Genomic DNA, 24,986 nt, shown 5'->3' with positions numbered 1-24,986 from the left:
CCCGGAATCGCCCCGCCTGAACTGCTCACGCTCGGGGGGTCAGCGCGGCGCGATCGAGGCGAGCCCGAAGCCGAGACTGATCACGCCGAGCACGATGGCCGAGCCCAGGGTGCTCAGCGCGACGCGCTCAACGAAGGCCTGCGAGCGCCCATGAGCCAGCTGCACCGCGAAAGCCAGCACGACGCAGAGCCCCAGAGCCACGCCGAGCCACGCGATGCGCCATTCGGCAGGAACAAAAAAACCGATGATCGTGCCGGCGATGGCGGCGGCCACCCAGACGGCGACGATCCCGCCGAAGGCACGGCGTGGAGCAAGCGGTGGCAGGTCCATCGCCCTATTGTCTCCCATGGTGGGGTGACGCCCTAAACTGAGGGGCGCGGTGCGCCTCCGGCACCGGGAGGATGTCAGCGTGGCACAGCTATTGGTTCTGAGTTCCGCCCCAGGCGGAGGCCCAGCCCTGCCCGCCCTCGAACTGCTGAGTCACCGCACTCGCCAGATCCCCGCCGAGCCCGCGCAGCTGGTGAACGCGCCCAGCGCCGACATCGTCTTCGTGGATGCCCGCACCGACCTCGTCGGGGCCAAATCGCTGTGCAAGATCCTGGGCACGACGGGGCTGGATGTGCCGCTCATCCTCATCGTGACCGAGGGGGGCCTGACCGCGGTCTCGCCGGACTGGGGCGTCGATGACGTCATCCTGGTGACCGCGGGCCCTGCCGAAGTCGACGCGCGGGTCCGCCTGGCAATCGGACGAATGGCGAAGGAGCAGGTCTCTACCCGCATCCAGACCTCGGGGATCACGATCGACGAGTCGTCGTATTCCGCGAAGGTGCACGGGCGCCCACTTGATCTCACCTACAAGGAGTTCCAGCTCCTCCACTTCTTCGCCACTCACCCGTCGCGGGTCTTCACCCGGGAACAACTGCTCAGCGAGGTGTGGGGCTACGACTACTTCGGGGGAACCCGAACCGTCGACGTGCACGTCAGACGGCTGCGCGCCAAACTCGGCGATCTGGAACAGCTCATCGGCACCGTGCGCAACGTCGGCTACCGCTTCAACGTGTACGAGGATGACGCACCTCCGCCCCCGCGCGAACGCGCTGACGCATAACGGCCGCGGCGCGACAGCGTCGCACCCTCGAGTTCCGGTACGTGCACGCCTCAGCAAAACTGTTCACGCGCGAGTCACGTTGCGCTGACAGGATGGACCCATGATCGACCACGAGGTTCTCGACACCGGGCTCGGCGACGAAGATGACGACGACTTCGACTCAGCGGCAGCAGACGATGAGCTCCTGCCCATTGATCGCTTTCTCGACCGCGAGTTGAGCTGGCTGGCCTTCAATCAGCGCGTGCTCGAATTGGCTGAGGATCCGGGGATCCCGCCGCTGGAGCGCGCGAACTTCCTCGCCATTTTCGCGAGCAACCTCGACGAGTTCTTCATGGTCCGGGTCGCGGGACTCAAGCGCCGCATCGTGACGGGACTTGCGGTTCCCACCAACATCGGCACCTCCCCCGAAGATGCCCTGGCCGATATCTCGGCGGAGGCGCATCGCCTGCAGTTGCGCCACTCGGATGCCTGGAGTCGGCTTGTCGCGCCCGCGCTCGCGGAAGCCGGTGTCGAGTTCGTCTCGTTCGCCTCGCTCGGCGATGACGAGCGCGCCCGCCTGCACGAGTACTTCCACGACAAGGTCTTCCCCGTCCTCATGCCGCTGGCCGTCGACCCGGCCCACCCCTTCCCCTACATCTCAGGCCTGTCTCTGAACCTGGCGATCCGCATCCGCAACGCCCGGACCGGACGGCAGGAGTTCGCGCGCCTGAAGGTGCCGCCGATGCTGCCCCGGTTCGTCGAGATCTCGCGCGAGGGCGAGCGCGTGCGCTACCTCGCACTCGAAGACCTCATCGCCAACCACCTCGGCGACCTCTTCCCGGGGATGGAAGTCTTGGATCACCACGCGTTCCGCCTCACGCGCAACGAGGACATGGTCATCGAAGAGGACGAGACCGAGAACCTCATCCAGGCGCTTGAAGCAGAACTCATGCGCCGCAGGTTCGGTCCTCCGATCCGCCTCGAAGTGACCGAGGACATGGATGAGGTGACGCTGCGGCTCCTCATCAGCGAACTCGACATCACCGAGCAGGAGGTCTACCGGATCCCGGGTCCGCTGGATCTGCGGGGATTGTTCGGACTGAGCCGCCTGAACCGGCCTGAGCTCAAATACAAGCCGCACCTTCCGACCACCGCCGTCGCGTTCCAGCCGGGCGACAACAACGAGCGCTCCGACATCTTCAGCGCCATCCGCACCCGGGATGTGCTGGTCCACCATCCGTACGAATCATTCGCAACGAGCGTTCAAGCCTTCCTCGATCAGGCAGCCAAGGACCCGCAGGTCCTCGCGATCAAACAGACGCTGTACCGCACCTCGGGCGACAGCCCCATCATCCAATCGCTCATCGACGCCGCCGAAGCCGGCAAGCAGGTGCTCGCGCTCGTGGAGGTGAAGGCCCGCTTCGACGAGGCCGCGAACATCGTCTGGGCGCGCAAGCTGGAGAAGGCCGGCGTCCACGTCGTGTACGGCCTCGTCGGGCTCAAGACCCACTGCAAGCTCGCCCTCGTCATCCGGGAAGAAGAGGGTTCGCTACGCAGCTACTGTCACATCGGTACCGGCAACTACAACCCGAAGACCAGCCGCATGTACGAGGACTTCGGGCTGTTCACCTCCGACGAGCAGGTCGGGCGCGACCTCACCCGGCTGTTCAACGAACTGTCGGGCTACGCGATCGAGAAGAAGTTCAAGCGTCTGCTGGTCGCGCCGCTTCACCTGCGTAAGGGGCTGCTGCGTCTGATCGAGGCCGAGCGCCGCAACGCACTCGAGGGCAGACCCGCGCGCATCCGGATCAAAGTCAACTCGATGGTCGACGAGCAGATCATCGATGCGCTCTACCGCGCGAGCCAGGCTGGCGTTCCCGTGGAGATCTGGGTGCGGGGCATCTGCTCGATCAGGCCGGGAGTCCCGGGGGTGAGCGAGAACATCACCGTGCGCAGCATCCTCGGCAGGTACCTCGAGCACTCGCGGATCTTCGCGTTCCACAACGGCGGCGACGAGCAGATCTACATCGGCAGCGCCGACATGATGCACCGCAACCTCGACCGCCGGGTCGAAGCGCTCGTGAGGGTCACAGACCCCGCTCACCTGGCGCAGCTGATGGCCCTGTTCGATCTGGCAATGAGCGACACGACCAGCTCCTGGTGGCTCGATGACACGGGGACGTGGGTGCGCCACCACCTCGACGAGCACGGCAACCAGCTCGCCGACCTGCAGGACCAGACCATGACCGATGTGCAGAGCCGGCGACGGGCACGGGCAACGCGATGACCGACACTCTCACCGTCCCGGACCCGACCATGACCGAGAACATCGTCTACGCCGCCGGCGGAGTGCTGTGGCGCCTCGTCGAGGGCAAGCTTCGCATCCTGCTGATCCACCGCACCCAGTATCGGGACGTGACCCTTCCCAAGGGCAAGGTCGACCCCGGCGAGACGCTCGCCGAAACCGCCGTGCGCGAGATCCACGAAGAGACCGGGATTCGCGTCTCGCTGGGAGTTCCCGTCGGCGTATCGACGTACCACATGCCCTCCAAGCGCGACAAGATCGTGCACTATTGGGCTGCCGAGGCGACGGATGCCGCGATCAAGGCATCCTCGTTCGTTCCGAACAAAGAGATCGCAGCCCTCGAGTGGGTCTCGGCCAAGAAGGCCCGCGCCAAGCTCAGCTACCCTGTGGATGTCGAGATCCTGGACAAGTTCCTCGAGATCCGCGACAAGGATGTGCTGCGCACGTTCCCGATCATCGCGCTGCGCCACGCCAAGGCGGTGCCCGCCGACGAATGGGACGGGCCGGATGCCTCGCGCCCGCTGGCTCCTCGCGGACGCAAACAGGCTAACGCCCTCGTCGGGCCGCTCCTCGCGTTCGGCGCGCGCCGGATCGTGTCGAGCCCCGCGGTTCGGTGTGCCAAGACCGTCGGGCCGCTCTCTGCCGCTCTGGGGCGCCGTGTCGACTATTCGCCGCTGATCAGCCAGGATGCGTGGGAAGAGGGTGCGACCGACGCCCGCACGGTCGTCGGGCAGCGCGTGCGCTCCCGCAAACCGGCGGTGTTGTGCAGCCACGGCCCGGTGCTTCCCGAGATCATCCAGGAACTGGCGATGGCAACCGGATCGCTCATGGGTTCGCACCTGGGTAACGCCTCAGGGCTGGCAACCGGAGGTTTCTCCGTCGTGCACCTGTCCACCGACAATCCGGGTTCGGGGATCGTCGCGATCGAGACGCACCAGCCTCCCGCGTGAGCGGACTGATCCGGCTCGGCTGGGCCGTGGCTGCGGATCGTGACTCCCGACGCGAGACCGCCTGGCGGCTCCTGCGCGACCTGATCGGCCAGTCCGGCATCCGGCTCTCGAACAGGTGCCCGCGCTGCGGTGGTGACCACGGCCCCGTGGAGCTCGAGGGCGCGGCGGTTACCGCGAGCGTGTCGTACGCAGCCGAGTGGGCTGTCGTGGCACTGGCACCCGCGGAGGCCGGGAGCGTGGGGGTGGATGCCGAGCCCGAGGTCGATACTCGGCGCGACCGGGCAGGTCTTGACGGTGTCCTCGGCGCGGGATCTGCGTCCGCGCGCGATTGGGTGCGGGTGGAAGCCGCGCTCAAGGCCGATAGGCGGGGACTGCGGATCGAACCCGGAGCGGTTCACATCCTGGGCGGCACCGGCACTGACCAGGGTGCAGGCGCGTCGTGGCGTGCCCGCGTCCCGGGGCGCGCGGATGCGGTTCTCGGCTGGGATCTCACAGGACCCCCGGGGATTCTGGTCAGCGCCGCACTCGCTCGCATCGAATCTGCCGACGCCTAGCGCGACGACTTCTTCTTTGCGGAGCTCTTGGACGCACCCGGCCCCGGTGGGAGAGAGGGAAGCGGACCGTCGTCCAACCAGTCCTCCAGCAGCGCCTCGAGGTCGTGACCGGCCTCGGCGACGAAGCGCCGGAAGTCGGCCGTAGTAACGCAGGCGTTCGCGTACGCCGCGCACCACCCGCGCAGCAGATCGAAGAACGGCTCGTCGCCGATCGTCAGACGCACGGCGTGCAGGGTCAGTGCCCCGCGTTTGTAAAGCCGGTCATCGAACATGAGGTCGGCGCCGGGATCACTGATGACGAGGTCCTGCGCGAGATCCGCGAGCTTCGCGTGAGCCCGGCGGGCAGCGCCATCGGCGGTCTCCGCGCCGGCCGCCTCGAACCAGAGCCACTCCGCGTAACAGGCGAATCCTTCGTTGAGCCAGATGTCACGCCACCGCGCCACCCCGACGCTGTTGCCGAACCACTGGTGGGCCAGCTCATGAGCAACGAGTCGCTCCGAGTCGGGGTCGAGGTGGTTTGCGCCGAAGACGGCGGTGCCCTGCGCCTCCAGTGGGATCTCGAGCGGATCCGCTGTCACCACGATCGTGCAGTTCTCCTGCGGATACGGCCCGAACCGCTCCTCGAACGCCGACATCATGCGCGGCAGGGGCCCGAGAGCCCGCTTCACGTCGGCGCGAAGGGACGGGGGTGAGGCAACGACGATGCGATCATCGAGCCGGTGCGATTCGAACTGTCCCACGTAGACAGCAACCAGGTACGTCGCCGTCGGCACTCCGATCGTGTACTCGGCGCTGACCTGGCCGCCCGAGCGCGTACGCGACTGCAGTACGCCGGTGGCGACAGCGGTGTACTCGGCATCCGTCGCGACTCGGATGGTGTAGGTGGCCCGGTTACCGGGGCGATCGTTGCACGGGAACCACGTCGGCGCGCCGATCGGCTGCGATGCGACGAGCGAGCCCTCGGTGAGTTCCTCCCAGCCGATCGTCCCCCAGCGGGATCGGCGGGGCGCGGGCGCGCCCGCATACTCGATCGTCAGCGTCAGGGTCTCCCCCGGTTGCATCGTGCGCGGCAGGGTGACGCGGAGCTTGCGCGGGCCCTGCTTGTGCGGCGTGCGACGCTGTCCCTCGATGCGCACCCGGCTGACGCGAAGACCGATCAGGTCGAGCGCGATCGAGGAGGTCGCGACCACGATCCGGATGCTGAGGGTCGCGCACCCCTCGAGCCTGTTGTTGCGGACGCGGTAGCTCAGATCGAGCGCGTAGGCCTCGACGTCGAACGAGGTGTCGCCGCTCTGGGGAGTGTAGGCGTCGTGGGTGCGCGCCTCGGGGGTCTCTGCGCCAGCTTGCTCGGTGCTGTTCGGACTCACGGGGCCGCCTGGTACGCGCGGATCTTCACCGCGCGCCACGGGCCGATGGGGTTTCCGCTCCACCGAGAACCGACCGGAACGCTCTCGCCGCGCATGACCAGCGAGGCGGGCCCCACGGTTGCGTGAGCGCCGATCGAGGCCGCGGGCAAGATAACCGAGTGCGGGCCGAGCGTTGCGCCGGGTTCGAGGGTGACGGCATCCATACTCATGATCCGATCATGAAACAGGTGAGTCTGCACAACGCATCCCCGGTTCACGGTGGATCCGTCGCCGAGGTGCACGAGATCCGGCTCCGGCAGCCAGTAGGTCTCGCACCATACTCCGCGGCCGACTCGTGCACCCAGGGACCGCAGCCACACCGCAAGTGCCGGGGTTCCGGATGCCGCACGCGCGAACCACGGCGCCGCAACCATCTCGGTGAAGGTGTCGACCACCTCGGTGCGCCACACGAAACTCGACCACAGCGGATGCTCGCCCGCGCGGATCGGACCGACCAGTGCCCACTTGGCGGCTGTCGTGGCAGCAGCCGCCGCCGCGCCAGCGACGAGCATGACAATGCCAGACAGCAGCACCGTCCACCACGGTCCAATGCTGTCCCACAGGGCGGCCAGGGTCATGAGCACTCCGAAACCGATGAGCCCCGTCACGAACACGGGAACGATCCGCGACAGCTCCCACAGGCTCCGCGCAACGCGCAGTGCTGCGGGCGGCTCATAGGTGCGGGACTCATCGACACTGGCCACGACCCGTCGGAGGCGCACTGCCGGGGACCCGAGCCAAGACGACCCCGCCTTTGCCTTCGCCGGCGCCGCAGAGAGCACCGCGATGAGTCCGTCCTTCGGCACGCGGTGCCCTGGCGCGACCATCCCGGAGTTGCCGACAAAGGCACGCTTGCCGATCCTGACACCGTCGACACGCATCCATCCGCCGCCGAGCTCGTAGGAGGCGACCATCGTGTCATCGGCAAGGAACGCGCCATCGTCGATGGTGGTCATCGACGGAATCAGCAGCACCGTGGATGCCTCGACGTTGCGTCCGACTGACGCGCCCAGCATCCGGAGCCAGATGGGCGTGAACAGACTCGAATAGAGGGGGAACAACACGGTGCGTGCCGAATCGAGCAGGCGCTCGGTCGTCCACACCTGCCAGCCGAGCCGGCTGCGCACCGGGTAGGTTCCCTCGCGAAGGCCGAGCGAGAGCAGGCGCACCGCCAGCACGACGGTGCCGGCGAAGACCACACCGGCGATCAGGATGCCGGGCACGAGCCACGCGAGGCCGAGAAGCGTAGCCTCGGCGAGCGTCTGCGTGTCCCGCATCGCGAGCGCCATGACGCCGGCGCCGGCGGCGAACGCGACGATCGGCAGCAGGGCAAGGCCAAGCGAGGAGGCGATGTAGGCCCAGAGCCACCGGTGGGGAGCGGGCGCGTGTTCCGCGGGCCAGTCGGCGGCGGGCTCGCCGACCCGCACCGCGGGCGAGCCTGCCCACGCCTGGTCGGGCTTGACCCGTCCGAACACCGCCGATCCGGGAGCTACCCGCGCCCGCTGACCGATCTTTGTGCCGGGAGCCAGCGTGCTACGGGCACCGATCACGGCATCCGCATCGATCCGGATGCCGCCCACGCGCACCGTGTCGCCATCGACCCACGTGCCGCTGAGATCGACTTCGGGGTCGATCGCCGCGTTGTCGCCGACCTCCAGCATCCCGGTGACAGGGGGCAGCGTGTGCATGTGGACGTCGCGGCCGATCGAGGCCCCCAGCGCCCGCGCGTAGTAGGTGACCCACGGCGCTCCGACGAACCCGACGGCGTCGACCTGATCGGCGATCTGCTCGGCCAGCCACAGTCGCAGGTGCACGCCGCCGCCGCGCGGATAGTCACCGGGTTGCAGTCCCGCGAGCAGCGTTCGGGCCGCGATCACCGCGATCGACATGCGCCCGAACGGGGTCGCGAAGACGAGGAGGCCGATGACGAGCACCCACCACGGCACGTCCGGGAGGAACGTAAAGCCACCGCCGAGCTGCAACAGCGCGCTCGCGGTAAGGAGGTAGAGGAGCCACCGGATGCCGGACAGGATGAACAGCGGCGCCCCGAGCAGGGTCTGGGCGAGCCGTGTGGTGGCCGGGGTGGGGACGGCGCGGTGGAACGCGGCGGCAGACGCGTCGGCGGCGGCATCCGTTTTCGGAAGAAGGGACGCCATGGCCCCGAGGCGGGGCATGTCGTAGATGTCGGCGACCGTGAACTCGGGAAGCCGCACCCGCACCCGCGAAGCAAGCTGCGCAGCGGCGAGCGACCCGCCGCCGAGGTCGAAGAAATCCGACCCGCGATCCTCAGCGGGAACACCGAGCACAGCCTGCCACTGCTCAGCCAGCCATGCCTCGTTCTCGGACAGCCCCGCAACCGGCTGCTCTGCCCCGGGAACCGGCCACGGCAGCGCTGCGCGATCGACCTTCCCCGACGTGCGCGCCGGAAGGTCAGGCAGCAGCGCGAACAGGGGCATGATGCCGGCGGGCAGGCGGTCTGCGAGGAACGTTCGGGCTGCGGCACGATCGAAGAGGTCGGGATCGTCGACGACGATGTACCCGACCAGGACGGGGTTGCCGGCCTCCGACGTGCGAACCGCGGCAGTCGCGGCGGTGACCCGGGGAAGATCCTGCAGGGCAGCCTCGACCTCACCGAGTTCGATGCGCCGCCCACCGATCTTCACCTGATCGTCGGCTCGCCCCAGAAAGACGAGCCCCTCGGGTTCGTAGCGCACGAGATCGCCCGAGCGGTAGGCGCGATCCCACCCCAGCGTCGGCATGGGAGCGTACTTTTCGGCATCCTTCGCCGGGTCGAGGTAGCGAGCGAGCCCGACGCCGCCGATGATCAGCTCGCCGCTCTCCCCCTCCGAGACCGGGACACCCTCGGCATCCACCACCGCAAGCGACCAGCCCTCGAGAGGAAGCCCGATGCGGACCGGGGCGTCGGGCACGAGCGGCGCAGCGCACGAGACGACAGTCGCCTCGGTAGGACCATAGGTGTTCCAGACCTCGCGGCCCTCGGCTGCCAGGCGCGTCCCGAGTTCGGGCGGCACAGCTTCGCCGCCGAAGATCAGCAACCGGACGTTGTCGATCGTCGAACTCGGCCACATCGCGGCGAGGGTTGGAACCGTCGAGATCACCGTGATCCCCTGTCGCGCAAGCCAATTCGCAAGATCCACCCCGGAGCGAACCAGGGCACGCGGTGCAGGAACGAGGCAGGCTCCGTGCGCCCACGCGAGCCACATCTCCTCGCAGGACGCATCGAACGCCACCGACAGTCCCGCCAGGACCCGGTCGGAGGTCCCGAGCGGCTCCTCCTGCAGGAACAGGCGACTCTCGGCATCCACGAACGCCGCCGCACACCGGTGCGTGACAGCAACACCCTTGGGGACCCCAGTGGAGCCGGAGGTGAAGATGATCCACGCGTCGTCATCCGGCGACGGCTGGGCGAGGACGTCGAGCGCTCGCGTGTGCCCCGCGGGGGCCTCGCCGGCGAACAGGTCCTCGTCTTCGTCGGCTTCCTCGTCGACGGAGTCATCGATGGTTGGAATCTCGGCCGTCACATCCGACGGTTCCGCGGCATCCTCACCGGACGCGTGCGCACTCGGGGAGTACAGGCCGCGACCGGTGATGACACCGCGAACGCCCGCCTCCCCGAATACGAGCGCGGCGCGCTCCTCCGTGTCATCCGCGTCGACCGGCACGTATGCAGCGCCGGCAGCCATCACACCGAGGATGGCGATGTAGAGCTCTTTGGTGCCCGACGTCATGCGGATGCCGACGCGATCGCCATGCCGCACGCCAGCGGCCACGAGGCGCGAGGCGGTGAGAGCGACCCGGGCAGCGAGCTCCCGGTAGCTCACCGCCGGCCCCGCGCCGTCATCGATCGCGGAAGCCTCGGGATGGCGACGCACCGTCTCTTGCAGGATGTCGACGAGCGTACGCGGCGCAGCGGCGTGAGCGGCCCGATCGAGAACGGCCGACTGGTCGAAAGTCACCGTTCGACGGTACCGGGGAGCATGACGCGAGGTGAGGGAAACACTGCAGACCGCCCGAGCCCGTTTACCTCGTGTTCACCTCTACCAACCGATCCCTTAAGAGTCGCTGTCTACCGTCACCTCAGTGCCCTGCACCGGGCCCGCCACAAATACCCCGACACAGTGAAGGATTCACAGTGAAGATCACCCGCTTTGCCCAGCTGGGCGCTGTCGCCGCCGTCGCCACCCTCGCGCTGGCTGGCTGCGCCTCGAACGAGTCCAACGGTGGCTCCGCCTCCGAAGAGCCCATGGAGTCGACCCTCTCGGGCACCATCGGCGCGACCGGCGCTTCGTCGCAGACCGCCGCGCAGGAGGCCTGGGTAGCCAACTTCCAGACCGCCAACCCTGACGTGACCGTCAACTACGAGCCCACCGGCTCGGGAACGGGCCGCGAGAACTTCATCGCCGGCGCGAGCAACTTCATCGGCTCGGACCGCGCGTTCAAGCTCGAGGAGATCGAAGAGAACACCTTCGCTGCGTGCGCGGACGGCGGTTCGGCCGGCATCGTCGAGATCCCGGTATACATCTCGCCCGTGGCCGTCGCCTTCAACCTCGAGGGCATCGAGTCGCTGAACATGACCGCCGATGTCATCGCGGGCATCTTCGCTGGCCAGATCACCAACTGGAACGACGAGGCCATCGCGAGCCTCAACGACGGCGTCGAGCTCCCCGACCTGGCGATCTCGCCGGTTCACCGCTCGGACGACTCGGGCACGACGGAGACCTTCACCTCCTACCTATCGGCGGCAGCTCCCTCGGTGTGGACTTACGAGCCCGACGGCGAATGGCCGATCGAGGGTGGCGAGGCTGCACAGGGCACCTCGGGTGTGGTCGACGCGACCCGCAACGGAAGCGGCACCATCGTCTACGCCGACGCTTCGCAGGTCGGCGGCCTGGGCACGGTCTCGGTCGGCGTCGGTGGCGAGTTCGTCCCCTACTCGGCTGAGGCTGCCGCGATGATCGTCGACTCCTCGCCGCTGCAGGACGGCCGCACCGAGGGCGACATCGTCTTCGACATGGACTACGCGACCGAAGAGGCCGGCGTGTACCCGATCGCCCTCGTGAGCTACGAGATCGGCTGCGTTGAGTACGAGGACGCCAACGTCGCAGAGCTGGTCTCGGCGTACTTCACCTACATTGCCAGCCCCGAAGGCCAGGACGCCGCCGCTGACAACGCCGGCTCGGCTCCGATCTCGGACTCGCTGCGTGAGCAGGTCAACGCCGCAATCGCCCTGATCGGCTGATCAACCTCCCTCTCGGCCGCCCCGTTCGGTACATTCACGATGTACTGAACGGGGCGGGCTGAGCGAGAGAGCCGGTTTCACCGGAGCTCTCGCTGAGCCTGACCCGGACTCGACACGAAGGACACACGGATGGCGACGACCACGGACGCGGGACCCGAAGCCCCGGCGAAGATCCACGCCAAGAAACGCCCGGGAGACCTCGTCTTCTCGGGAACGGCGCTCGGGGCAGGGATCATCATCCTGGCGGTCCTGACCGCTGTCACAGTCTTTTTGGTCATCGAGAGCATCCCGGCCTTCACGACCCCGTCGGACGAGAACCCGCTTCTGAAGGGTCAGACCTTTCTCGAGTACACGTGGCCGCTCGTCTTCGGCACGATCTGGTCCTCGATCCTGGCCCTCGTCATGGCGGCGCCGCTCGCGATCGGGATCGCGCTGTTCATCTCGCACTACGCACCGCGCCGGGCGGCAGCCGTCCTTGGGTACATCATCGATCTCCTCGCCGCCGTGCCCTCGGTGGTCTTCGGCCTCTGGGGCGGCCTGGTGCTCGCCGGGTTCGTGCAGCCCTTCTATGTGTGGCTGAACACTTACCTCGGATGGATTCCGCTGTTCAGCGGCCAGGTGTCAGCCACCGGCCGCACGATCCTCACAGCCGCCCTGGTGCTGGCGATCATGGTGCTGCCGATCATGACCGCGATCTGCCGCGAAGTCTTCCTGCAAACGCCAGTGCTTCATGAAGAGGCGGCTCTCGCCCTGGGCGCCACCCGCTGGGAAATGATCAAGATGGCAGTGCTGCCCTTCGCCCGCGGTGGCATGGTATCGGCGGCGATGCTCGCACTCGGTCGAGCACTCGGCGAGACGATGGCCGTCACGATGGTGCTCTCGGTATCGGGAGTCGTGACCTTCGAGTTGCTGACCCCAACCAACCCGACCACCATCCCGGCGAACATCGCCCTGCAGTTCCCCGAGGCATACGGCACAGGTGTGAGCCTGCTGATCGCCACCGGCCTCGTTCTGTTCGTCGTCACCTTCGCCGTCAACGCGATCGCTCGCTGGATCGTCAACCGCCGCGCTGAGTTCTCGGGAGCCAACTGATGTCCACCGCTACCGCCACCGCGACGCGTTCTGGCGTCAACAACTTCTCGAACGGACGGCTCCCCCGGGGAACGAGCTGGCTCCTGCTCGCAGGCTCCCTCCTGGTCATGGGCCTAGTGTTCTTCCTCCTGAACATCGACCAGCCCGTCGCCAACTACAACATCGTCGCCGCTGTGTTCCTGGGCGCGGTGTTGTACGCCATCCTGATCTTCGTCGTGGCATCCATCGTCGAGGGACGCCGCAACGCGACTGACCGATTCATCACCGCGGTGGTCTCGGCAGCGTTCACCGTCGCTCTCCTGCCGCTGATCTCCCTGCTGTTCACGGTTCTGGTCAACGGTCTTGCCCGGTTCGACCTCGACTTCTTCACGCAGTCGATGCGCAACGTCATCGGCGACGGCGGCGGCGCCTTGCATGCCATCGCCGGAACTCTGATGATCACGCTCACCGCGACGATCATCTCGGTGCCGATCGGCCTCATGACATCGATCTACCTCGTCGAGTACGGCAACAGCGGCAAGCTCGCTCGAGCGATCACGTTCTTCGTCGACGTGATGACCGGCATCCCCTCGATCGTCGCGGGTCTTTTCGCCTACGCCGTGTTTGTCATCTTCTTCGGAGCCGGATACTCGTCAGGTTTCGAAGGCGCCATCGCGCTGAGCGTGCTCATGATCCCGGTCGTCGTCCGATCCTCCGAAGAGATGCTGCGCCTGGTTCCCAACGAACTGCGCGAGGCGTCTTTCGCGCTCGGTGTTCCCAAGTGGCTCACGATCGTCAAGGTCGTGCTGCCGACATCCATCGCCGGTATCACCACCGGTGTCATGCTGGCGATCGCCCGCGTCATCGGAGAGACCGCTCCGCTGCTGCTCACCGCCGGCTACACGCAGAGCATGAACTGGAACATCTGGGATGGAAACATGATGACCCTCCCCGTGTTCGTCTACAACCAGTACGCCAACCAGGGCACCAACCCCGACGCCGCGATTTCGCGCGCGTGGGCCGGGGCCCTGACCCTGATCCTGATCGTCATGGTGCTCAACCTCGCCGCCCGCTTTGTCGCGAAGTTCTTCGCGCCCAAGACCGGTCGCTGAACCCGAAGGAATATCCGTGTCCAAGCGCATCGATGTCAACGACCTCAACGTCTACTACGGCAACTTCCTCGCCGTCGAGGGCGTCTCGCTCACGATCGAGCCCCGCTCGGTAACCGCCTTCATCGGCCCCTCGGGCTGCGGCAAGTCCACCTTCCTTCGCACCCTCAACCGGATGCATGAAGTGATCCCGGGCGCCCGTGTCGAGGGTGAGGTGCTGATCGACGGCGACAACCTGTACGGCGCAGGCGTCGACCCCGTGCTCGTGCGTCGCCAGGTCGGCATGGTCTTCCAGCGCCCCAACCCCTTCCCGACGATGTCGATCCGCGAGAACGTGCTCGCCGGCGTGAAGCTCAACAACCAGCGCATGTCCAAGGGCGACCAGGATGCGCTCGTCGAGAAGTCGCTGCAGGGCGCGAACCTGTGGAACGAGGTCAAGGACCGCCTCGACCGCCCCGGATCGGGTCTGTCGGGTGGTCAGCAGCAGCGCCTGTGCATCGCTCGCGCCATCGCTGTCGAACCGGACGTGCTGCTGATGGACGAGCCCTGCTCGGCCCTGGACCCGATCTCCACCCTCGCGATCGAAGACCTCATCGAGGAGCTCAAGAGCGAGTACACGATCGTCATCGTGACCCACAACATGCAGCAGGCCTCGCGCGTGTCCGACAAGACCGCGTTCTTCAACATCGCCGGCACCGGCAAGCCGGGCAAGCTCATCGAGTACGACGAGACCACCACCATCTTCACCCGCCCGAAGGTCAAGGACACCGAGGACTACGTCTCGGGCCGCTTCGGGTAAGCACCGGGAACGGATGGGGGGGTGTGGCCTGTCGGCTACGCCCCCTCTTCGGTTTCGGTCACAACGATTCGCGCCGCTGAGCGTCAGTCGCGGGCGCTGAGCAGATAGGCGTTCAGGTCGGCCGTGAAAGCGGCATCCGTCGGGATCGACGACCCGTCGATCGAGGTGATGGGCGCTGCTAGACGAACGCTCGACACGAGCCACGCTGCGTCGATGGTCGCGAGCGACGTGGTCGTGATCTGCTCGTACCCGCTCTCGTAGCCGCGCTCCTCGAGGTAGGCGAACATGCTCAGTTGCGTCGTGCCGTGCAGGATGCCGCCGGTCGGCGCCGGAGTGATGAACCGGTCCCCGCGGCGCAGCACCAGGGACGCCGTGGGAGCCTCGAGCACGAAGCCGTCGGTGGTGACGAAGATCGCGTCATCCGCCCCGCGACGGCGAGCCTCACGAAGCGCCGCCATATTGACGGCGTACGACAGCGTCTTGGCCCCCAGAAGCAACCAGGGCGCGCGCGCCGGGACCGTGGAGTCGTAGCCGCGGTCGAGCGTCACAACACGGATGCCGTTCGTGCGCACCGCGGTGAAGTCAGCCGCGGGTGCGAGCGTGACCCACGCGGTTGGGGTCGGCCCGTGCTCGATACCGCGGCTGAGGATGAGCTTGATGACCGACTCTCCCGCCGGGGCGTGCGCGGCCACCGCGGCAATCGCAGCACGCCACTGCGCCAGGTTCGGCGCCGGAAGATCGCAAATCCGCGCGGAGTGGGCGAGCCGGTCGAGGTGGGCGTCGACTTCTTGAGGGTGACCGTCGACGACGCCGATCGACTCGAAGATGCCGTCGCCGCGCTGCGTGCTCAGCTCGCCGACGCTCAGCGCGGGGGCTTCGGGATCCACCGAGGCGAACGTATCAGCGAAGTCGGTGCGGTCGGCATCCGCCTCAGCAGGCTGGATCATGAGGGCGAAAGTCGTGGCCATGCGATGAAGCCTACGCGTCGGGAATACCCAGTCCGGTGACGCGGTTAGACTGTCATAGCCGGGCCGCAGTAACCCCGGGCTCCATCTTCTGCCGCTACGAGCGGCCTCGCGCCGAGAGGCGTTCTGCGGCCCGGCACTTTCGTGTCTGGGTGGCCTGCAGGTCCGCCGCGACTCCGTCCTCCCGCGCCCACCCCCAGGTCGCTGAACCCGCACGCTCCGAGTGTCGAACCCACACGCTCACGCGCGAACCCACAGCATTCAGCGCCCGAAACCTCTGGGTTCGCGACCAATGGTGTGGGTTCGCGCCACGATGCCAGGGCAGGATGCCGAGGTCAGGGGCTGACCGGCTGCGGCCAGCTGACCGGGAGCGAGGCGCTGAACCCACACCTTTCCGCGCCAGCCCACAGCATCCGACGCCCGAAACCTGCGGGCTCGCGACCGATGATGTGGGTTCGCGCCACGATGCCGGGGCAGGATACCGAGGCGGGGAGCGAGGTCGGGCGCTGCGGCCCTTGATCAGGTGAGGGATTCGCGGCGCCAGAGGGCCGCGCAGGCGCTCAGGTCGGATGCGTAGTCACTCAAGCGCAGCGCGCGGGTCGTGAAGGCGGCGCTGCGGTCTGACTCGGTTGCGTCGTAGTCATCAGCCAGGTATGTGGCACCAGCCGCCTGCACACGGCAGAACGCGGCGGCGCGATCGAGAGCTACCGCAAAGTCACCGCGGAAGAGCCCTCGCAGGATCGTGTCGACGAGAGTGACGAGCTCGTCGGGGCTTGCCGGAACGGGCGCCCCGGCGATCAGGGCATCCGCCGTGTCGAGAGCTGCGCGCCCCCGCTCGTACGTCAAAGCCGCTGTGCTCGGGTCGTCATGGATCATCAGCTGCACGAGGTAGAGCCGCCAGAGCGCCCCAGGCAGAGTCTTGGCCGGTGAGCGCGACCATAGCTCCGCGATGTCGTCGATCCCGTGCTCGGCGGTGAAGGCGATAAGCCTGTCAACGACGGCCTCGTCGGGGTTGGCCCGAACGCGTGACAACAGCGCCTGCGCCGTCGAGTGCGCGACACGGGAGACCTCGGCGGGGTCCTCGGCAGCAAACAGCCGGTCGAACAGCTCGGCAGGTCTGCGGACGGGCTTGTGGTAGGGCCGGGGGTCGTCACTCACCCGCTCCAGGGTAGTCGCGACGAGAGCCGCTCAGGTCGCGATCGCGACCACCGCGTCGGACGTGGGCTCGCCCGTCGGGGAACCACCAGCAGGCTCGATCGTGATGGCGATCGTGTCACCCGGCTCCATCTCGCCATCGAGGATCCACGTCTCGGTTCGCTGCCCGCTCGCTGCGAACGCGCCGGCCGGGATCGGAGACTCATCGCCTCTCACGAACCACAGTTCATAGCTCTGATCGTCAGCGATCTGCGGAAGTCCGTCCGAGACGATGACGGCCTTTCCGACGGAGTCGGCCCAGTAAACAGTGGACTCGCCGCCGCCTTCGATCTGAGCCGTCGCGGACTGCGCATCCGGTGCCGACTGAACCTCTTGCAGGGCCACGACCTCGGGCGGGCGGTTGACCCAGTCGTTGATGCTGACGGCGGTGAAGCCCAGCGCGACAAGAAGAACGAAGGATGCCGCGAGGGCGAACATGCTGCGCATCCAGCGCGTGCGGGACTGGGTCTGGATGGCGCCAGTACTCGGCGCCGGTGTCGCACCGATCGGGACGGCATCCGTCTGCGGCGCCAGCGCGATTCGGGTGAGGATGTGGTGGCGAAGCTCTGCGGGCGGGTCGACCTCGGGTGCGTAGTCGGCGAGCGCAGCCGCGGTCTCGAGGTCGCGTTCAGCGATGCCGCGCCATTCCGGATGCATCGTGAGAGCGAGGTCGAAGGCCTGCTGCTGCTCAGCGTCGAGAGCGCCGAGGGCGGACGCCGCCGACAGCTCGGCGAACTCCTGCTCGTTCATGAGGCCACCCCCATTTCTGCTCTCAGGCGCGACAAGCCGTCGCGCATCCGGGTCTTCACTGTTCCCAGCGGCGCCCCCACCAGCGCCGCAATCTCGCTCTGACTGTAACCCCCGAAATACGCGAGGGTGAGGGCCTCGCGCTGTGATTCGGGAAGGGCGGTGAGCGCCTCTGTTACTCGTCGGCTCTCGATCCGCAGTTCCGCCTGCTCGGCGACGCCATCGTGAGCGACGTCGATGTCACGGAACCCGACCCGGATGTCGCGATCGATGCTCGCCTGCGAAGCCCGCACGCGGTCGACGGCTCGGCGGTGTGCGATCGTCAGCACCCAGGATCTGCCCTGGCCTTTGTTCGGAGCGAAGCGCGCGGCGGATTGCCACACCTCCAGGAACACCTCCTGCAGAACCTCTTCGCTCTGCGACCGGTCCACCACCACGCGCAGGATGAGTCCGAAGACCCGCGACGACAGCATGTCGTAGAGGCTCGCGAAAGCCTCGTGGTCGCCGCGCGCGACTCGTTCGAGAAGTTCCGCGACGTGATCGACGGCGCCCGCCCCGTCGTCTGGCACGTCCATGCCGTCGATCACCATGCGTCCAGCATGCCGCATGAATTTCCCATCCGATGTCGACTCGCTTCCGAAGACCCCTGTGTAGGCCGCCACGAGCGGACGACCACGAGCCCTGACGAGGCTCCGACAACACCGGAGGAACAATGTTGATCACCAAGAAGTCGCGCGTCGCAGCTGGCGCCTCGCTGGCGTTCGTCGCCGCACTTGCCCTTTCTGCCTGCTCCACCGCCAGCACGGGGGACATGGACGACGAGATGGCCGAGACGCCGATGACCGAACAGACCACTCCCATGGACGACATGGAGGAAATGGATGCCGCCGCCTACCTCGTGGGCCCGGGCTGCATGGAGTACGCCGAGGCCGTGCCTTCTGGCGCCGGCTCCGTCGATGGCATGGCCATGGACCCCGTTGCTACCGCGGCATCCAACAACCCGCTGCTGACGACGCTCACCGCAGCCGTGAGCGGCGGACTGAACCCCGACGTGAACCTCGTCGACACCCTCAACGGTGGCGAGTTCACCGTCTTCGCTCCGGTCGATGACGCGTTCGCGAAGATCGACCAGGCCACGATCGACACGCTGTCGACTGACTCGGATCTGCTGACGTCGATCCTGACGTACCACGTCGTTCCCGGTCAGATCCTGCCTGAGGACCTTCCCGGCACCCACACCACGGTGCAGGGTGCTGACGTGGAGGTGACCGGTTCGGGCGACGAGCTCATGGTCAACGACTCCATGGTCATCTGCGGTGGCGTTCAGACCGCCAACGCTGTCGTGTACCTCGTCGACACGGTGCTCATGCCTCCCATGTGAGCGCCCGTTGACGATCCCCCAGGGTGGAGGGACGCGAGGCCGTCGTCATCTTCGGATGCGGCGGCCTCGTCGTTTCTGTGTGGTCGGAAGCGGCCCCGGGCTTCAATCCCCGGGCCGCCCCCAGACGACTCCCGGAAACCTCCCGAAGTCACCGTCGAAGGTCACGATCTGTGCGCGATTCTCGATGGCGAGGGCAGCAAGGTGAGCATCCATGACCAGATTCCCACCGGTGCCGACGTCGGCGAGAAGCATGCGCATCCGATCGGAGTGTCCGGCGCCGGGCTCGGGGCTGATGACGCTAGGTCGATTCATCCATCCGTTGAGGATGTCGAAGGCGTCATCGACCGGTAAGGGATTCGCGTAGATCCGACGACTCGTCGCCAGACGAACAAAGGCCAATGCGCAGACCCACGGAATCGCGACGGTTTCCCTCGAACTCAGTGCGCTATCGAGCCACGTCTTGGCCCGTGCGTGATGACGCGCATCCGCGTCTACGGCGTAGAGCAGGACGTTTGCGTCAACGAGTTTCACTTCGCCAGCTCTTGCTTCTGAGTGATTGCCTCGTCTTCCAGTTCAGCCGCGATAGCGAGAGCACGATCCAACGGGACGCTTGCCTTGCCGAGCCTGTGCACCGGCGTCTCGTAGCTGTCCACGGGATCGGGGTCCAGACCAGCGAGGATCGCCGAGTTCACCGCGTCCTTGAAAGAGAGGCCACGCTCACGCATGACCTTGCGCACGGCTTCCTCGGCAGCTGAGGTCAGCGTGATCGTGGTCCGCATCCGTGCATCATATCATCACTTGCGATGATGCTTTGATGCAGCGCGCATGAGACGCTTTACTGCAGGGTCGCAAAGCGGATACCGCGCACGAAGTAGGCTGGTAGCCCTGGGGCCTGTAGCTCAGTCGGTAGAGCATCGGACTTTTAATCCTTGTTGCGTTGTTCTGGAATGAACAGGGATCGGTCACCGTCGGGGTTGTCGAAGGTGACGGACAGGTATGCGGCGTAGAGATCGAGTGCGGACACGCGTAAAGGCGTGGCGATCGCTTCGATCTCATCGGCGAGGAACGCGGTTGCTCCCCTGAGCCTGCTGGCGAGGGTAGAGCGTGAGATGCCGGAACGGTCAGCGACCGTGTTCCCGGTGAGCCCGTAGTTCTTGATGAGGTCCCGGATGTACGCGCCTCGGAGACCCGCGAGGGTGTCGGACTGCAGTGCGGTGACGTTTGCGCTCATGCCTAAACCGTACAGGATTCTGCATGATATGCGCAACGCGACGTTGGTTACGCGCAGATTAACGTTCGCTGTGTGCGACACGTGGCGTGTCGGGGTTGACACTGTGCAGGATCTCGCACAGACTGATCCACATGCAGGACGAATCAGTCGATATCGCGAATAAGGTTCGCGGTGTAGCCGCAGAGAAGCGGGTCAGCCAGGAACGCATCGCTTTGATTCTGGGCATCTCCCTGGGATCGGTGAACGCCCGCATGAACGGCAAGGTCCCGTTCTCCTCCGTCGATCTGCTTCGACTCTCGCGAGCATTCGACGTCGAGGTCGGGGCGTTCTTCCCAGTGCGGGAGCGTGTCGCATGAGCACTGTCCCGCCGATGGTGTACCCGGGTTCCCCGAATGTCCGTTCCACGGACCCGATCGAGTCGCATGAGGCGGCGGACAGGACGGATGTTGCGGGTTCGCAGCAGGAAGTCCTCCGCATCCTCCAGGGGGCGGGGCGCCCGTTGGGTGACGGGGAAATCTACCGGACCCACATCCTGAACCCTGGCCCTCTCGACGTGGTGTGGTCTGAGGCAAGGTTGCGTACCGCCCGCCACGAACTCGTCGAAGCGGGCATGGTCGTGGACGCCGGTGTCGGGGTCACTAGTGCTGGGCGTCGGTGCCGGGTATGGGCGGCGGTGTCGGCATGACCGCAGCCAAGCCCATAGAGATCGGATTTATTAGCGCCGAAGCGTTTGCCACGCGCGTCGTGCCGGACCCGGCGACCGGATGCCACAACTGGAGAGGAAAGACTCGCCACGACGGCTACGGCGTCGTGGTACGCAATCGATCCTCGCGCCAGGCTCACCGAGTCGCCCTCATCCTCGCTGGCATCGACCTGCCAGTCGATGCGGTCGTGGACCATCTGTGCCGAAACCGCCGATGTGTGAATCCCGCTCACCTCGATGTGACGACGAGCCGAACGAACACCGAGCGGGGTATCAGTCCGATCGGTGCGTATCTCCGAGCTCACGCTAGCGGTCGCTGCATCAACGGGCACGACCTCGCGATCGTCGGCTTTCACAGGGCCGGCCGTACGAAGACATGCGCGCAGTGCGGTCGGGATCGAGTCGCCGCCTACAAGGCTCGGAGGGCGTCATGATCACCATCCGTTGGTGTGCCGGTGCACTGTTCTTACTGGCCCTGATCCCCGCGTTCCTGGGTGTCCGCGACTGGTTCCTCGCCGCGTTCCTGTTCGTGATGTTCGTGGTGGCGTTCACCCCGTGGCACCGGCTTGTGGCTGACCTGCCGGCGGGGCACCCGGAGTCGGTGAGCAGCCTCGACCATCTCGACGGGATCGGGCGCTTGAACTTCACCAAGGAGAAGAAATGAGCATCACGAGCGAGACGTTCTACCGCGCTGAGTGCGAGGAGTGCCATCGGACCATTCCCGACGAGGAAGACGAGGCATCGCATTGGCCCCTCGCTTTTGTGGAGGAGTACCTCCGCGAGAAGCACAGTCACGGTGTCGGCGATGTCGAGGTTCAGTGGTTCTACGACGGACAAAGAACGCTATGCCCTGAACATCATCCCGAGGCGCGTCCGTGCGGGACGTGCGGAGGACAAGGCTCAGTCAAACAGCCAGGCCCTCCGCCGAACCTTCCCGAAGGTCGCGAGTGGTCTTTACCTCATCACTGGGCGGAGTGCACCGAGTGTCATTGGGTCGGGTTTCACCCGGCGCCAGATAGCGCCACCTCATGATCGCTCTCGTCCTGGTCGCCGCGCTTATCGCGCTGGTGGTCATCACTTCCCCATCTGATCCTCCGCGGCATCGCCGCTGAACCTCTCCGTATAGAAGGGCACACACATGACGGAGCAAACAACTACCCGGATCTACCTGGGCCGGTTCGATGGTGACCGGCTTGCGGAGGTCACGCATTTCACGTCACGGGGTGACCGGTGCGTCCCCCCGAGCATTGTCGATCTGGTCGCCGCGGACCCTACCCGGGAGTCGTATACCGACTGGGACGGGGACGTGTGGTTTCCCCTCACTGAGGGGCGTGTGACGGAGCAGCGGGCGGACATGGGTGGCGCGTGCTGCTGGTGCGAGTTCCCCCAGGCCAGACAGAAGTACCTCCCCGTACCGGCATCAGCCGCTGTCGGTGGTGTTCACATGCGGCCGTTGCGGCGGGACTCCCGGTTCTGGGCCACGGTCGCTGTGACAGGGCTTGTGGGTGTCGTGCTCGTGTGGCTGGTCATCGCGGCGGTGACCGCATGAACGACTTCACCGCATCCAACGGCATCGGCGTGGAGATCAACGACGAGGAGCAGATCGTCTTCGCTGTAGGCAATCGTCCTATCACTCCGATATGGACCAATTCAAGTGAACTCAAAGCCCTCCGGGAGTTCTTTCGGGCTGAGGAGGATGAACGCCTCGGACGGTGGAGGTATCCCGAGAACCCGGACTATGTCGTCTACCTGCGTCCTGACGGGCAGGTGATGGTCCTCGTCGAGTCATCCGGGCAGACGGTCTACAGGTACCGGGGCGAGGCGGACGAACTGCGCGACATGCGCTCGCGCGACGGGAAGGACATCATGCCGGCCACTCGTGCGGCTGAGGCATACTTCGATGCTCACCCGGAGCCGCTGGATATGCCCGACGGCATCTACATGGTCAACAAGACCTTCCATCCCTACGAGCGACTCGTGCAGCGGCGACGGGGCGAGTGGCTCCACCTCTACCGGGGTTATGCGCCACAGCACGAGACGCACACCGCCGAACAGGTCGCCCGCATCGCGGCGAAAGAGGGCCGTCTGACTCCGCTCGTTCAGGTTCCTGAGCCTGACACGACTGGGGGTGCGTCATGACCGCAGCGAAGTACCTGCAGACGGGTGACTGGGTGACACACCCGGCATCGGGCAGCATCATGGTCGTCACGGCACCACCGGAACCGCTCGGGCAGCGGAGCCTTCTACTCACAGTGTGGACGGTCGGTTCAGGCGATCAGGCCCGGTACACCGTCGACCAGGACGAGGACTACACGGTCCTCGGGTCGGATGAGTTGCGGTCCGTGCGGGTCCAGGAGCAGAGCGTGCAGCTCGCGTTGGGGCGGGATTTGTTGGCGTCGCAGCGGATTGTTGCCGCGATCGACACACACCTGGCGGTGAACCAATGAGCGCCCCGTTCGTCAGGGTTGACGTGACCCCTGATACTCCAGCGTGGGAGCAGGAGCGCCGCAACAGTGTGGGCGCGTCCGAAGCCGCTGCAGTGTTGGGCCTGTCAGCGTACGGGGTGACACCGCTCGACGTGTACAAACACAAGCTCGGTGTGGATCGGCATTTCGATCCGATCCTGGCGTGGGTGGGGCACCAGTCCGAACCGATCATGGAGGCGTGGCTGCGGGAGTTCTCGGGCCTGGATTTGAACATCCGCCCCGGGTTCATGGCCCGCTCGGTGGAGCACCCGTACCTGCATGCGTCGTTTGATCGGGTGAACGAGGCACCGTTCTTCCCCATACAGATGAAAACAGCGCACCAGTATGCGGGGCATCACTGGGATGAGGGTATCCCAACCGACATCCGCGTCCAGGTGCAAGCGGAGATGGCTGTCGCCGGCACACCACGCGCACTGGTGGTCGTGTGGATCGGTGGCCGGGAGTTCCGGCACTTCTGGGAACCCCGCGACTACCGTTTCATCCGCAAACACCTCATCCCCACCCTCCAGCGGTTCTGGGACGGGAACGTGCGCGCGAAGGTCGAACCACCAGTGTCGACGCTCGCGGAGGTGAACGCGATCGCCACGGAGCAGGTCGAGATCGAACTGTCCGATCAGGCGTTCGACACTCTAGAGCGGATCACGGTCCTGAACTCGGACATTCAAGCGCAAGAGGCCGAACGGGACCAGTTGAAGGTAGCGCTCGGGCAGTACGTGGGCGCGGCGGACACCCTCACCCGTGACGGCGTGAAGGTCGCGACGTGGAAGCAACAGAAAGGCCGCGCTGGGTTCGACCTCAAGGGGTTCCGGGATGTGCACCCGGACCTCGCGCAACAGTTCACGACGGTTGGGCAGCCGTTCAGGGTGCTGCGCCGCACAAAGACCAAGGAGCAGAAGTGACCGACCTGAGCGTCGCCGCCGCGCAAGCGAAGAAGCAACCCACCGTCGAGGACTACCTCCTCCGGTACGAACCCGAGTTCGCTCGCGCTCTCGGGCAGTCGATGGATGCCGCGAAGTTCACACAGGACGCCCTCACGGCGATCAAGCAGAACCCGCAGATCGGGCAAGCCGATCCGCGGTCCCTGTTCGGGGCGTTGTTCCTCGCCGCGCAACTCCGGCTCCCGGTAGGTGGCCCGTTGGCGCAGTTCCACCTCACCACCCGGAAAGTCAAGGGTGCAGTGACCGTCGTCCCGATCGTGGGATACAACGGGTACATCCAGCTCGCGATGAACACGGGCCTGTACTCGAAGGTGTCCGCGTTCCTTGTCCATGAGAACGACTACTTCACTATGGGGGCTTCGTCGGAGCGGGGCGAGTTCTACGACTTCAAACACGCAGACGGCGACCGCGGCGCGCTGAAGGGTGTGGTCGCTTACGCGAAAGTGAAGGGCTTCGACGAGTCCTCCTGGGTGTATCTCGATGCTGACACGATCCGCAACCACCACCGCCCCGACTACTGGAGCAGCACACCCTGGGCAACACGTGAGGGCGAGATGTTCCGCAAGACCGCTGTGCGGGTGTTGCAGAAGTACCTCCCGAAGTCGACGGAATCCCTCGCCCTGTCTCTGGCCGCTCAGGCTGACCAGGCCGTCGTGCGGAAGGTCGAAGGGCTCCCCGAGCTCGACATTCAGCATGACGAACCAACCGACGCTGTGGAGCCCGGTTTTGGGGCTCTGGGGCGCACGGCAGAAGAGATCGCCGAGGACCAGCGATGAATGCTAAGCGGCCCACACGCCGAC

The 24,986-nt window shown here is 66.3% G+C and carries 28 protein-coding genes; 18 read left to right on the top strand and 10 right to left on the bottom strand.

Features of this window, described 5'->3' with window-relative positions:
* Positions 1 to 39 precede the first annotated feature (39 nt).
* On the bottom strand, positions 40 to 330 hold the full coding sequence (locus LL236_RS00385) for a hypothetical protein (RefSeq protein ID WP_228176827.1): 291 nt from the start codon (positions 328 to 330) through the stop codon (positions 40 to 42).
* A 79-nt stretch (positions 331 to 409) separates the two neighbouring features.
* Here LL236_RS00385 and LL236_RS00380 point away from each other — a divergent pair, with 79 nt between their 5' ends.
* From LL236_RS00380 to LL236_RS00365, 4 genes are all read left to right on the top strand, one after another.
* Positions 410 to 1,108, top strand: coding sequence for a response regulator transcription factor (locus LL236_RS00380; protein WP_228176826.1), 699 nt, complete (start codon positions 410 to 412; stop codon positions 1,106 to 1,108).
* A gap of 100 nt (positions 1,109 to 1,208) precedes the next feature.
* Entirely contained in the window at positions 1,209 to 3,374 is a 2,166-nt protein-coding gene (locus LL236_RS00375) for an RNA degradosome polyphosphate kinase (protein ID WP_228176825.1), read from the top strand.
* 29 nt (positions 3,375 to 3,403) lie between these two features.
* A complete protein-coding gene (locus tag LL236_RS00370) occupies positions 3,404 to 4,342 on the top strand; it encodes an NUDIX hydrolase (RefSeq protein WP_228177171.1) in 939 nt (312 codons plus the stop codon).
* Complete coding sequence (locus LL236_RS00365; protein ID WP_228176824.1) at positions 4,339 to 4,896, top strand: chemotaxis protein CheY; 558 nt, start codon at positions 4,339 to 4,341, stop codon at positions 4,894 to 4,896. Before LL236_RS00370 ends, LL236_RS00365 begins: the two co-directional genes overlap by 4 nt.
* Here LL236_RS00365 and LL236_RS00360 read toward each other — a convergent pair.
* Together LL236_RS00360 and LL236_RS00355 are read right to left on the bottom strand one after the other, a co-directional pair.
* The gene (locus LL236_RS00360) at positions 4,893 to 6,263 is read right to left on the bottom strand and encodes a M1 family metallopeptidase (RefSeq protein ID WP_228176823.1); all 1,371 of its coding nucleotides are present in this window, start codon (positions 6,261 to 6,263) and stop codon (positions 4,893 to 4,895) included. The genes LL236_RS00365 and LL236_RS00360 overlap by 4 nt on opposite strands.
* Positions 6,260 to 10,279 carry a Pls/PosA family non-ribosomal peptide synthetase gene (locus LL236_RS00355; protein WP_228176822.1) on the bottom strand — a complete coding sequence of 1,340 codons (4,020 nt, stop codon included), beginning with the start codon at positions 10,277 to 10,279 and terminating at the stop codon, positions 6,260 to 6,262. Before LL236_RS00355 ends, LL236_RS00360 begins: the two co-directional genes overlap by 4 nt.
* Before the next feature lie 176 nt (positions 10,280 to 10,455).
* Between LL236_RS00355 and LL236_RS00350 the strand changes: the two genes are divergently transcribed.
* From LL236_RS00350 to pstB, 4 genes are all read left to right on the top strand, one after another.
* Complete coding sequence (locus LL236_RS00350) at positions 10,456 to 11,562, top strand: phosphate ABC transporter substrate-binding protein PstS (RefSeq protein ID WP_228176821.1); 1,107 nt, start codon at positions 10,456 to 10,458, stop codon at positions 11,560 to 11,562.
* A 129-nt stretch (positions 11,563 to 11,691) separates the two neighbouring features.
* Positions 11,692 to 12,654: a phosphate ABC transporter permease subunit PstC gene (pstC, locus tag LL236_RS00345; protein ID WP_228176820.1), complete on the top strand. Its 963-nt coding sequence runs from the start codon at positions 11,692 to 11,694 to the stop codon at positions 12,652 to 12,654.
* The gene (gene pstA, locus LL236_RS00340; RefSeq protein WP_228176819.1) at positions 12,654 to 13,745 is read left to right on the top strand and encodes a phosphate ABC transporter permease PstA; all 1,092 of its coding nucleotides are present in this window, start codon (positions 12,654 to 12,656) and stop codon (positions 13,743 to 13,745) included. Before pstC ends, pstA begins: the two co-directional genes overlap by 1 nt.
* A gap of 16 nt (positions 13,746 to 13,761) precedes the next feature.
* On the top strand, positions 13,762 to 14,541 hold the full coding sequence (gene pstB, locus LL236_RS00335; protein WP_228176818.1) for a phosphate ABC transporter ATP-binding protein PstB: 780 nt from the start codon (positions 13,762 to 13,764) through the stop codon (positions 14,539 to 14,541).
* Positions 14,542 to 14,624: 83 nt separating this feature from the next.
* Here pstB and LL236_RS00330 read toward each other — a convergent pair whose 3' ends face one another.
* From LL236_RS00330 to sigK, 4 genes are all read right to left on the bottom strand, one after another.
* Positions 14,625 to 15,509 carry an aminodeoxychorismate lyase gene (locus tag LL236_RS00330; protein WP_228176817.1) on the bottom strand — a complete coding sequence of 295 codons (885 nt, stop codon included), beginning with the start codon at positions 15,507 to 15,509 and terminating at the stop codon, positions 14,625 to 14,627.
* A 516-nt stretch (positions 15,510 to 16,025) separates the two neighbouring features.
* Positions 16,026 to 16,664 carry a DNA-directed RNA polymerase subunit beta gene (locus tag LL236_RS00325; protein WP_228176816.1) on the bottom strand — a complete coding sequence of 213 codons (639 nt, stop codon included), beginning with the start codon at positions 16,662 to 16,664 and terminating at the stop codon, positions 16,026 to 16,028.
* 30 nt (positions 16,665 to 16,694) lie between these two features.
* Positions 16,695 to 17,450: an anti-sigma factor gene (locus LL236_RS00320; protein ID WP_228176815.1), complete on the bottom strand. Its 756-nt coding sequence runs from the start codon at positions 17,448 to 17,450 to the stop codon at positions 16,695 to 16,697.
* Positions 17,447 to 18,037 (bottom strand): ECF RNA polymerase sigma factor SigK, encoded by a 591-nt coding sequence (gene sigK, locus LL236_RS00315; RefSeq protein WP_228176814.1) that lies wholly within the window; start codon positions 18,035 to 18,037, stop codon positions 17,447 to 17,449. The genes LL236_RS00320 and sigK overlap by 4 nt, the downstream gene beginning before the upstream one ends.
* A 122-nt stretch (positions 18,038 to 18,159) precedes the next feature.
* On the opposite strand from sigK, the gene LL236_RS00310 reads away from it, so the two are divergent.
* Positions 18,160 to 18,828: a fasciclin domain-containing protein gene (locus LL236_RS00310; RefSeq protein ID WP_292732389.1), complete on the top strand. Its 669-nt coding sequence runs from the start codon at positions 18,160 to 18,162 to the stop codon at positions 18,826 to 18,828.
* Positions 18,829 to 18,930: 102 nt separating this feature from the next.
* Here the strand turns inward: LL236_RS00310 and LL236_RS00305 are convergent, their stop codons facing one another.
* From LL236_RS00305 to LL236_RS00295, 3 genes are all read right to left on the bottom strand, one after another.
* Positions 18,931 to 19,359 (bottom strand): TA system VapC family ribonuclease toxin, encoded by a 429-nt coding sequence (locus LL236_RS00305; protein WP_228176813.1) that lies wholly within the window; start codon positions 19,357 to 19,359, stop codon positions 18,931 to 18,933.
* Positions 19,356 to 19,607 (bottom strand): antitoxin, encoded by a 252-nt coding sequence (locus tag LL236_RS00300; RefSeq protein WP_228176812.1) that lies wholly within the window; start codon positions 19,605 to 19,607, stop codon positions 19,356 to 19,358. The genes LL236_RS00305 and LL236_RS00300 overlap by 4 nt, the downstream gene beginning before the upstream one ends.
* Before the next feature lie 143 nt (positions 19,608 to 19,750).
* Complete coding sequence (locus tag LL236_RS00295) at positions 19,751 to 20,059, bottom strand: helix-turn-helix domain-containing protein (RefSeq protein WP_228176811.1); 309 nt, start codon at positions 20,057 to 20,059, stop codon at positions 19,751 to 19,753.
* 131 nt (positions 20,060 to 20,190) lie between these two features.
* Between LL236_RS00295 and LL236_RS00290 the strand changes: the two genes are divergently transcribed.
* The 9 genes from LL236_RS00290 to LL236_RS00255 all read left to right on the top strand — a co-directional run bounded on the left by LL236_RS00290 (position 20,191) and on the right by LL236_RS00255 (position 24,962).
* Positions 20,191 to 20,415, top strand: a complete 225-nt coding sequence (locus LL236_RS00290) for a helix-turn-helix domain-containing protein (protein ID WP_228176810.1) — start codon at positions 20,191 to 20,193, stop codon at positions 20,413 to 20,415.
* A complete protein-coding gene (locus LL236_RS00285; RefSeq protein ID WP_228176809.1) occupies positions 20,412 to 20,744 on the top strand; it encodes a hypothetical protein in 333 nt (110 codons plus the stop codon). The genes LL236_RS00290 and LL236_RS00285 overlap by 4 nt, the downstream gene beginning before the upstream one ends.
* Positions 20,723 to 21,196: an HNH endonuclease gene (locus tag LL236_RS15105; protein ID WP_374197984.1), complete on the top strand. Its 474-nt coding sequence runs from the start codon at positions 20,723 to 20,725 to the stop codon at positions 21,194 to 21,196. The genes LL236_RS00285 and LL236_RS15105 overlap by 22 nt, the downstream gene beginning before the upstream one ends.
* The gene (locus tag LL236_RS00280; RefSeq protein ID WP_228176808.1) at positions 21,193 to 21,426 is read left to right on the top strand and encodes a hypothetical protein; all 234 of its coding nucleotides are present in this window, start codon (positions 21,193 to 21,195) and stop codon (positions 21,424 to 21,426) included. Before LL236_RS15105 ends, LL236_RS00280 begins: the two co-directional genes overlap by 4 nt.
* A 474-nt stretch (positions 21,427 to 21,900) precedes the next feature.
* The gene (locus LL236_RS00275; protein WP_228176807.1) at positions 21,901 to 22,311 is read left to right on the top strand and encodes a hypothetical protein; all 411 of its coding nucleotides are present in this window, start codon (positions 21,901 to 21,903) and stop codon (positions 22,309 to 22,311) included.
* Entirely contained in the window at positions 22,308 to 22,901 is a 594-nt protein-coding gene (locus LL236_RS00270) for a hypothetical protein (RefSeq protein ID WP_228176806.1), read from the top strand. The genes LL236_RS00275 and LL236_RS00270 overlap by 4 nt, the downstream gene beginning before the upstream one ends.
* Entirely contained in the window at positions 22,898 to 23,209 is a 312-nt protein-coding gene (locus tag LL236_RS00265) for a hypothetical protein (RefSeq protein ID WP_228176805.1), read from the top strand. The genes LL236_RS00270 and LL236_RS00265 overlap by 4 nt, the downstream gene beginning before the upstream one ends.
* Positions 23,206 to 24,147: a YqaJ viral recombinase family nuclease gene (locus LL236_RS00260; RefSeq protein ID WP_228176804.1), complete on the top strand. Its 942-nt coding sequence runs from the start codon at positions 23,206 to 23,208 to the stop codon at positions 24,145 to 24,147. Before LL236_RS00265 ends, LL236_RS00260 begins: the two co-directional genes overlap by 4 nt.
* On the top strand, positions 24,144 to 24,962 hold the full coding sequence (locus LL236_RS00255) for a recombinase RecT (protein WP_228176803.1): 819 nt from the start codon (positions 24,144 to 24,146) through the stop codon (positions 24,960 to 24,962). Before LL236_RS00260 ends, LL236_RS00255 begins: the two co-directional genes overlap by 4 nt.
* Positions 24,963 to 24,986 lie beyond the last annotated feature (24 nt).

The sequence above is a fragment of the Microbacterium schleiferi genome (assembly GCF_020781975.1).
Lineage (GTDB): Bacteria > Actinomycetota > Actinomycetes > Actinomycetales > Microbacteriaceae > Microbacterium.
The sequence above is the reverse complement of the archived record's forward strand: the minus strand, read 5'-3'. Positions and strand labels throughout refer to the sequence as shown.

Excerpts from the sequence above, each read along its gene's own strand:
- LL236_RS00385 (WP_228176827.1), bottom strand. The coding sequence starts at position 330 with ATGGACCTGCCACCGCTTGCTCCACGCCGTGCCTTCGGCGGGATCGTC.
- LL236_RS00375 (WP_228176825.1), top strand. The coding sequence starts at position 1,209 with ATGATCGACCACGAGGTTCTCGACACCGGGCTCGGCGACGAAGATGAC.
- LL236_RS00370 (WP_228177171.1), top strand. The coding sequence starts at position 3,404 with ATGACCGAGAACATCGTCTACGCCGCCGGCGGAGTGCTGTGGCGCCTC.
- pstC (WP_228176820.1), top strand. The coding sequence starts at position 11,692 with ATGGCGACGACCACGGACGCGGGACCCGAAGCCCCGGCGAAGATCCAC.
- pstA (WP_228176819.1), top strand. The coding sequence starts at position 12,654 with ATGTCCACCGCTACCGCCACCGCGACGCGTTCTGGCGTCAACAACTTC.
- LL236_RS00330 (WP_228176817.1), bottom strand. The coding sequence starts at position 15,509 with ATGGCCACGACTTTCGCCCTCATGATCCAGCCTGCTGAGGCGGATGCC.
- LL236_RS00320 (WP_228176815.1), bottom strand. The coding sequence starts at position 17,450 with ATGAACGAGCAGGAGTTCGCCGAGCTGTCGGCGGCGTCCGCCCTCGGC.
- sigK (WP_228176814.1), bottom strand. The coding sequence starts at position 18,037 with ATGGTGATCGACGGCATGGACGTGCCAGACGACGGGGCGGGCGCCGTC.
- LL236_RS00310 (WP_292732389.1), top strand. The coding sequence starts at position 18,160 with ATGTTGATCACCAAGAAGTCGCGCGTCGCAGCTGGCGCCTCGCTGGCG.
- LL236_RS00300 (WP_228176812.1), bottom strand. The coding sequence starts at position 19,607 with ATGCGGACCACGATCACGCTGACCTCAGCTGCCGAGGAAGCCGTGCGC.
- LL236_RS00295 (WP_228176811.1), bottom strand. The coding sequence starts at position 20,059 with ATGAGCGCAAACGTCACCGCACTGCAGTCCGACACCCTCGCGGGTCTC.
- LL236_RS00290 (WP_228176810.1), top strand. The coding sequence starts at position 20,191 with ATGCAGGACGAATCAGTCGATATCGCGAATAAGGTTCGCGGTGTAGCC.
- LL236_RS00285 (WP_228176809.1), top strand. The coding sequence starts at position 20,412 with ATGAGCACTGTCCCGCCGATGGTGTACCCGGGTTCCCCGAATGTCCGT.
- LL236_RS15105 (WP_374197984.1), top strand. The coding sequence starts at position 20,723 with ATGGGCGGCGGTGTCGGCATGACCGCAGCCAAGCCCATAGAGATCGGA.
- LL236_RS00280 (WP_228176808.1), top strand. The coding sequence starts at position 21,193 with ATGATCACCATCCGTTGGTGTGCCGGTGCACTGTTCTTACTGGCCCTG.
- LL236_RS00275 (WP_228176807.1), top strand. The coding sequence starts at position 21,901 with ATGACGGAGCAAACAACTACCCGGATCTACCTGGGCCGGTTCGATGGT.
- LL236_RS00270 (WP_228176806.1), top strand. The coding sequence starts at position 22,308 with ATGAACGACTTCACCGCATCCAACGGCATCGGCGTGGAGATCAACGAC.
- LL236_RS00265 (WP_228176805.1), top strand. The coding sequence starts at position 22,898 with ATGACCGCAGCGAAGTACCTGCAGACGGGTGACTGGGTGACACACCCG.
- LL236_RS00260 (WP_228176804.1), top strand. The coding sequence starts at position 23,206 with ATGAGCGCCCCGTTCGTCAGGGTTGACGTGACCCCTGATACTCCAGCG.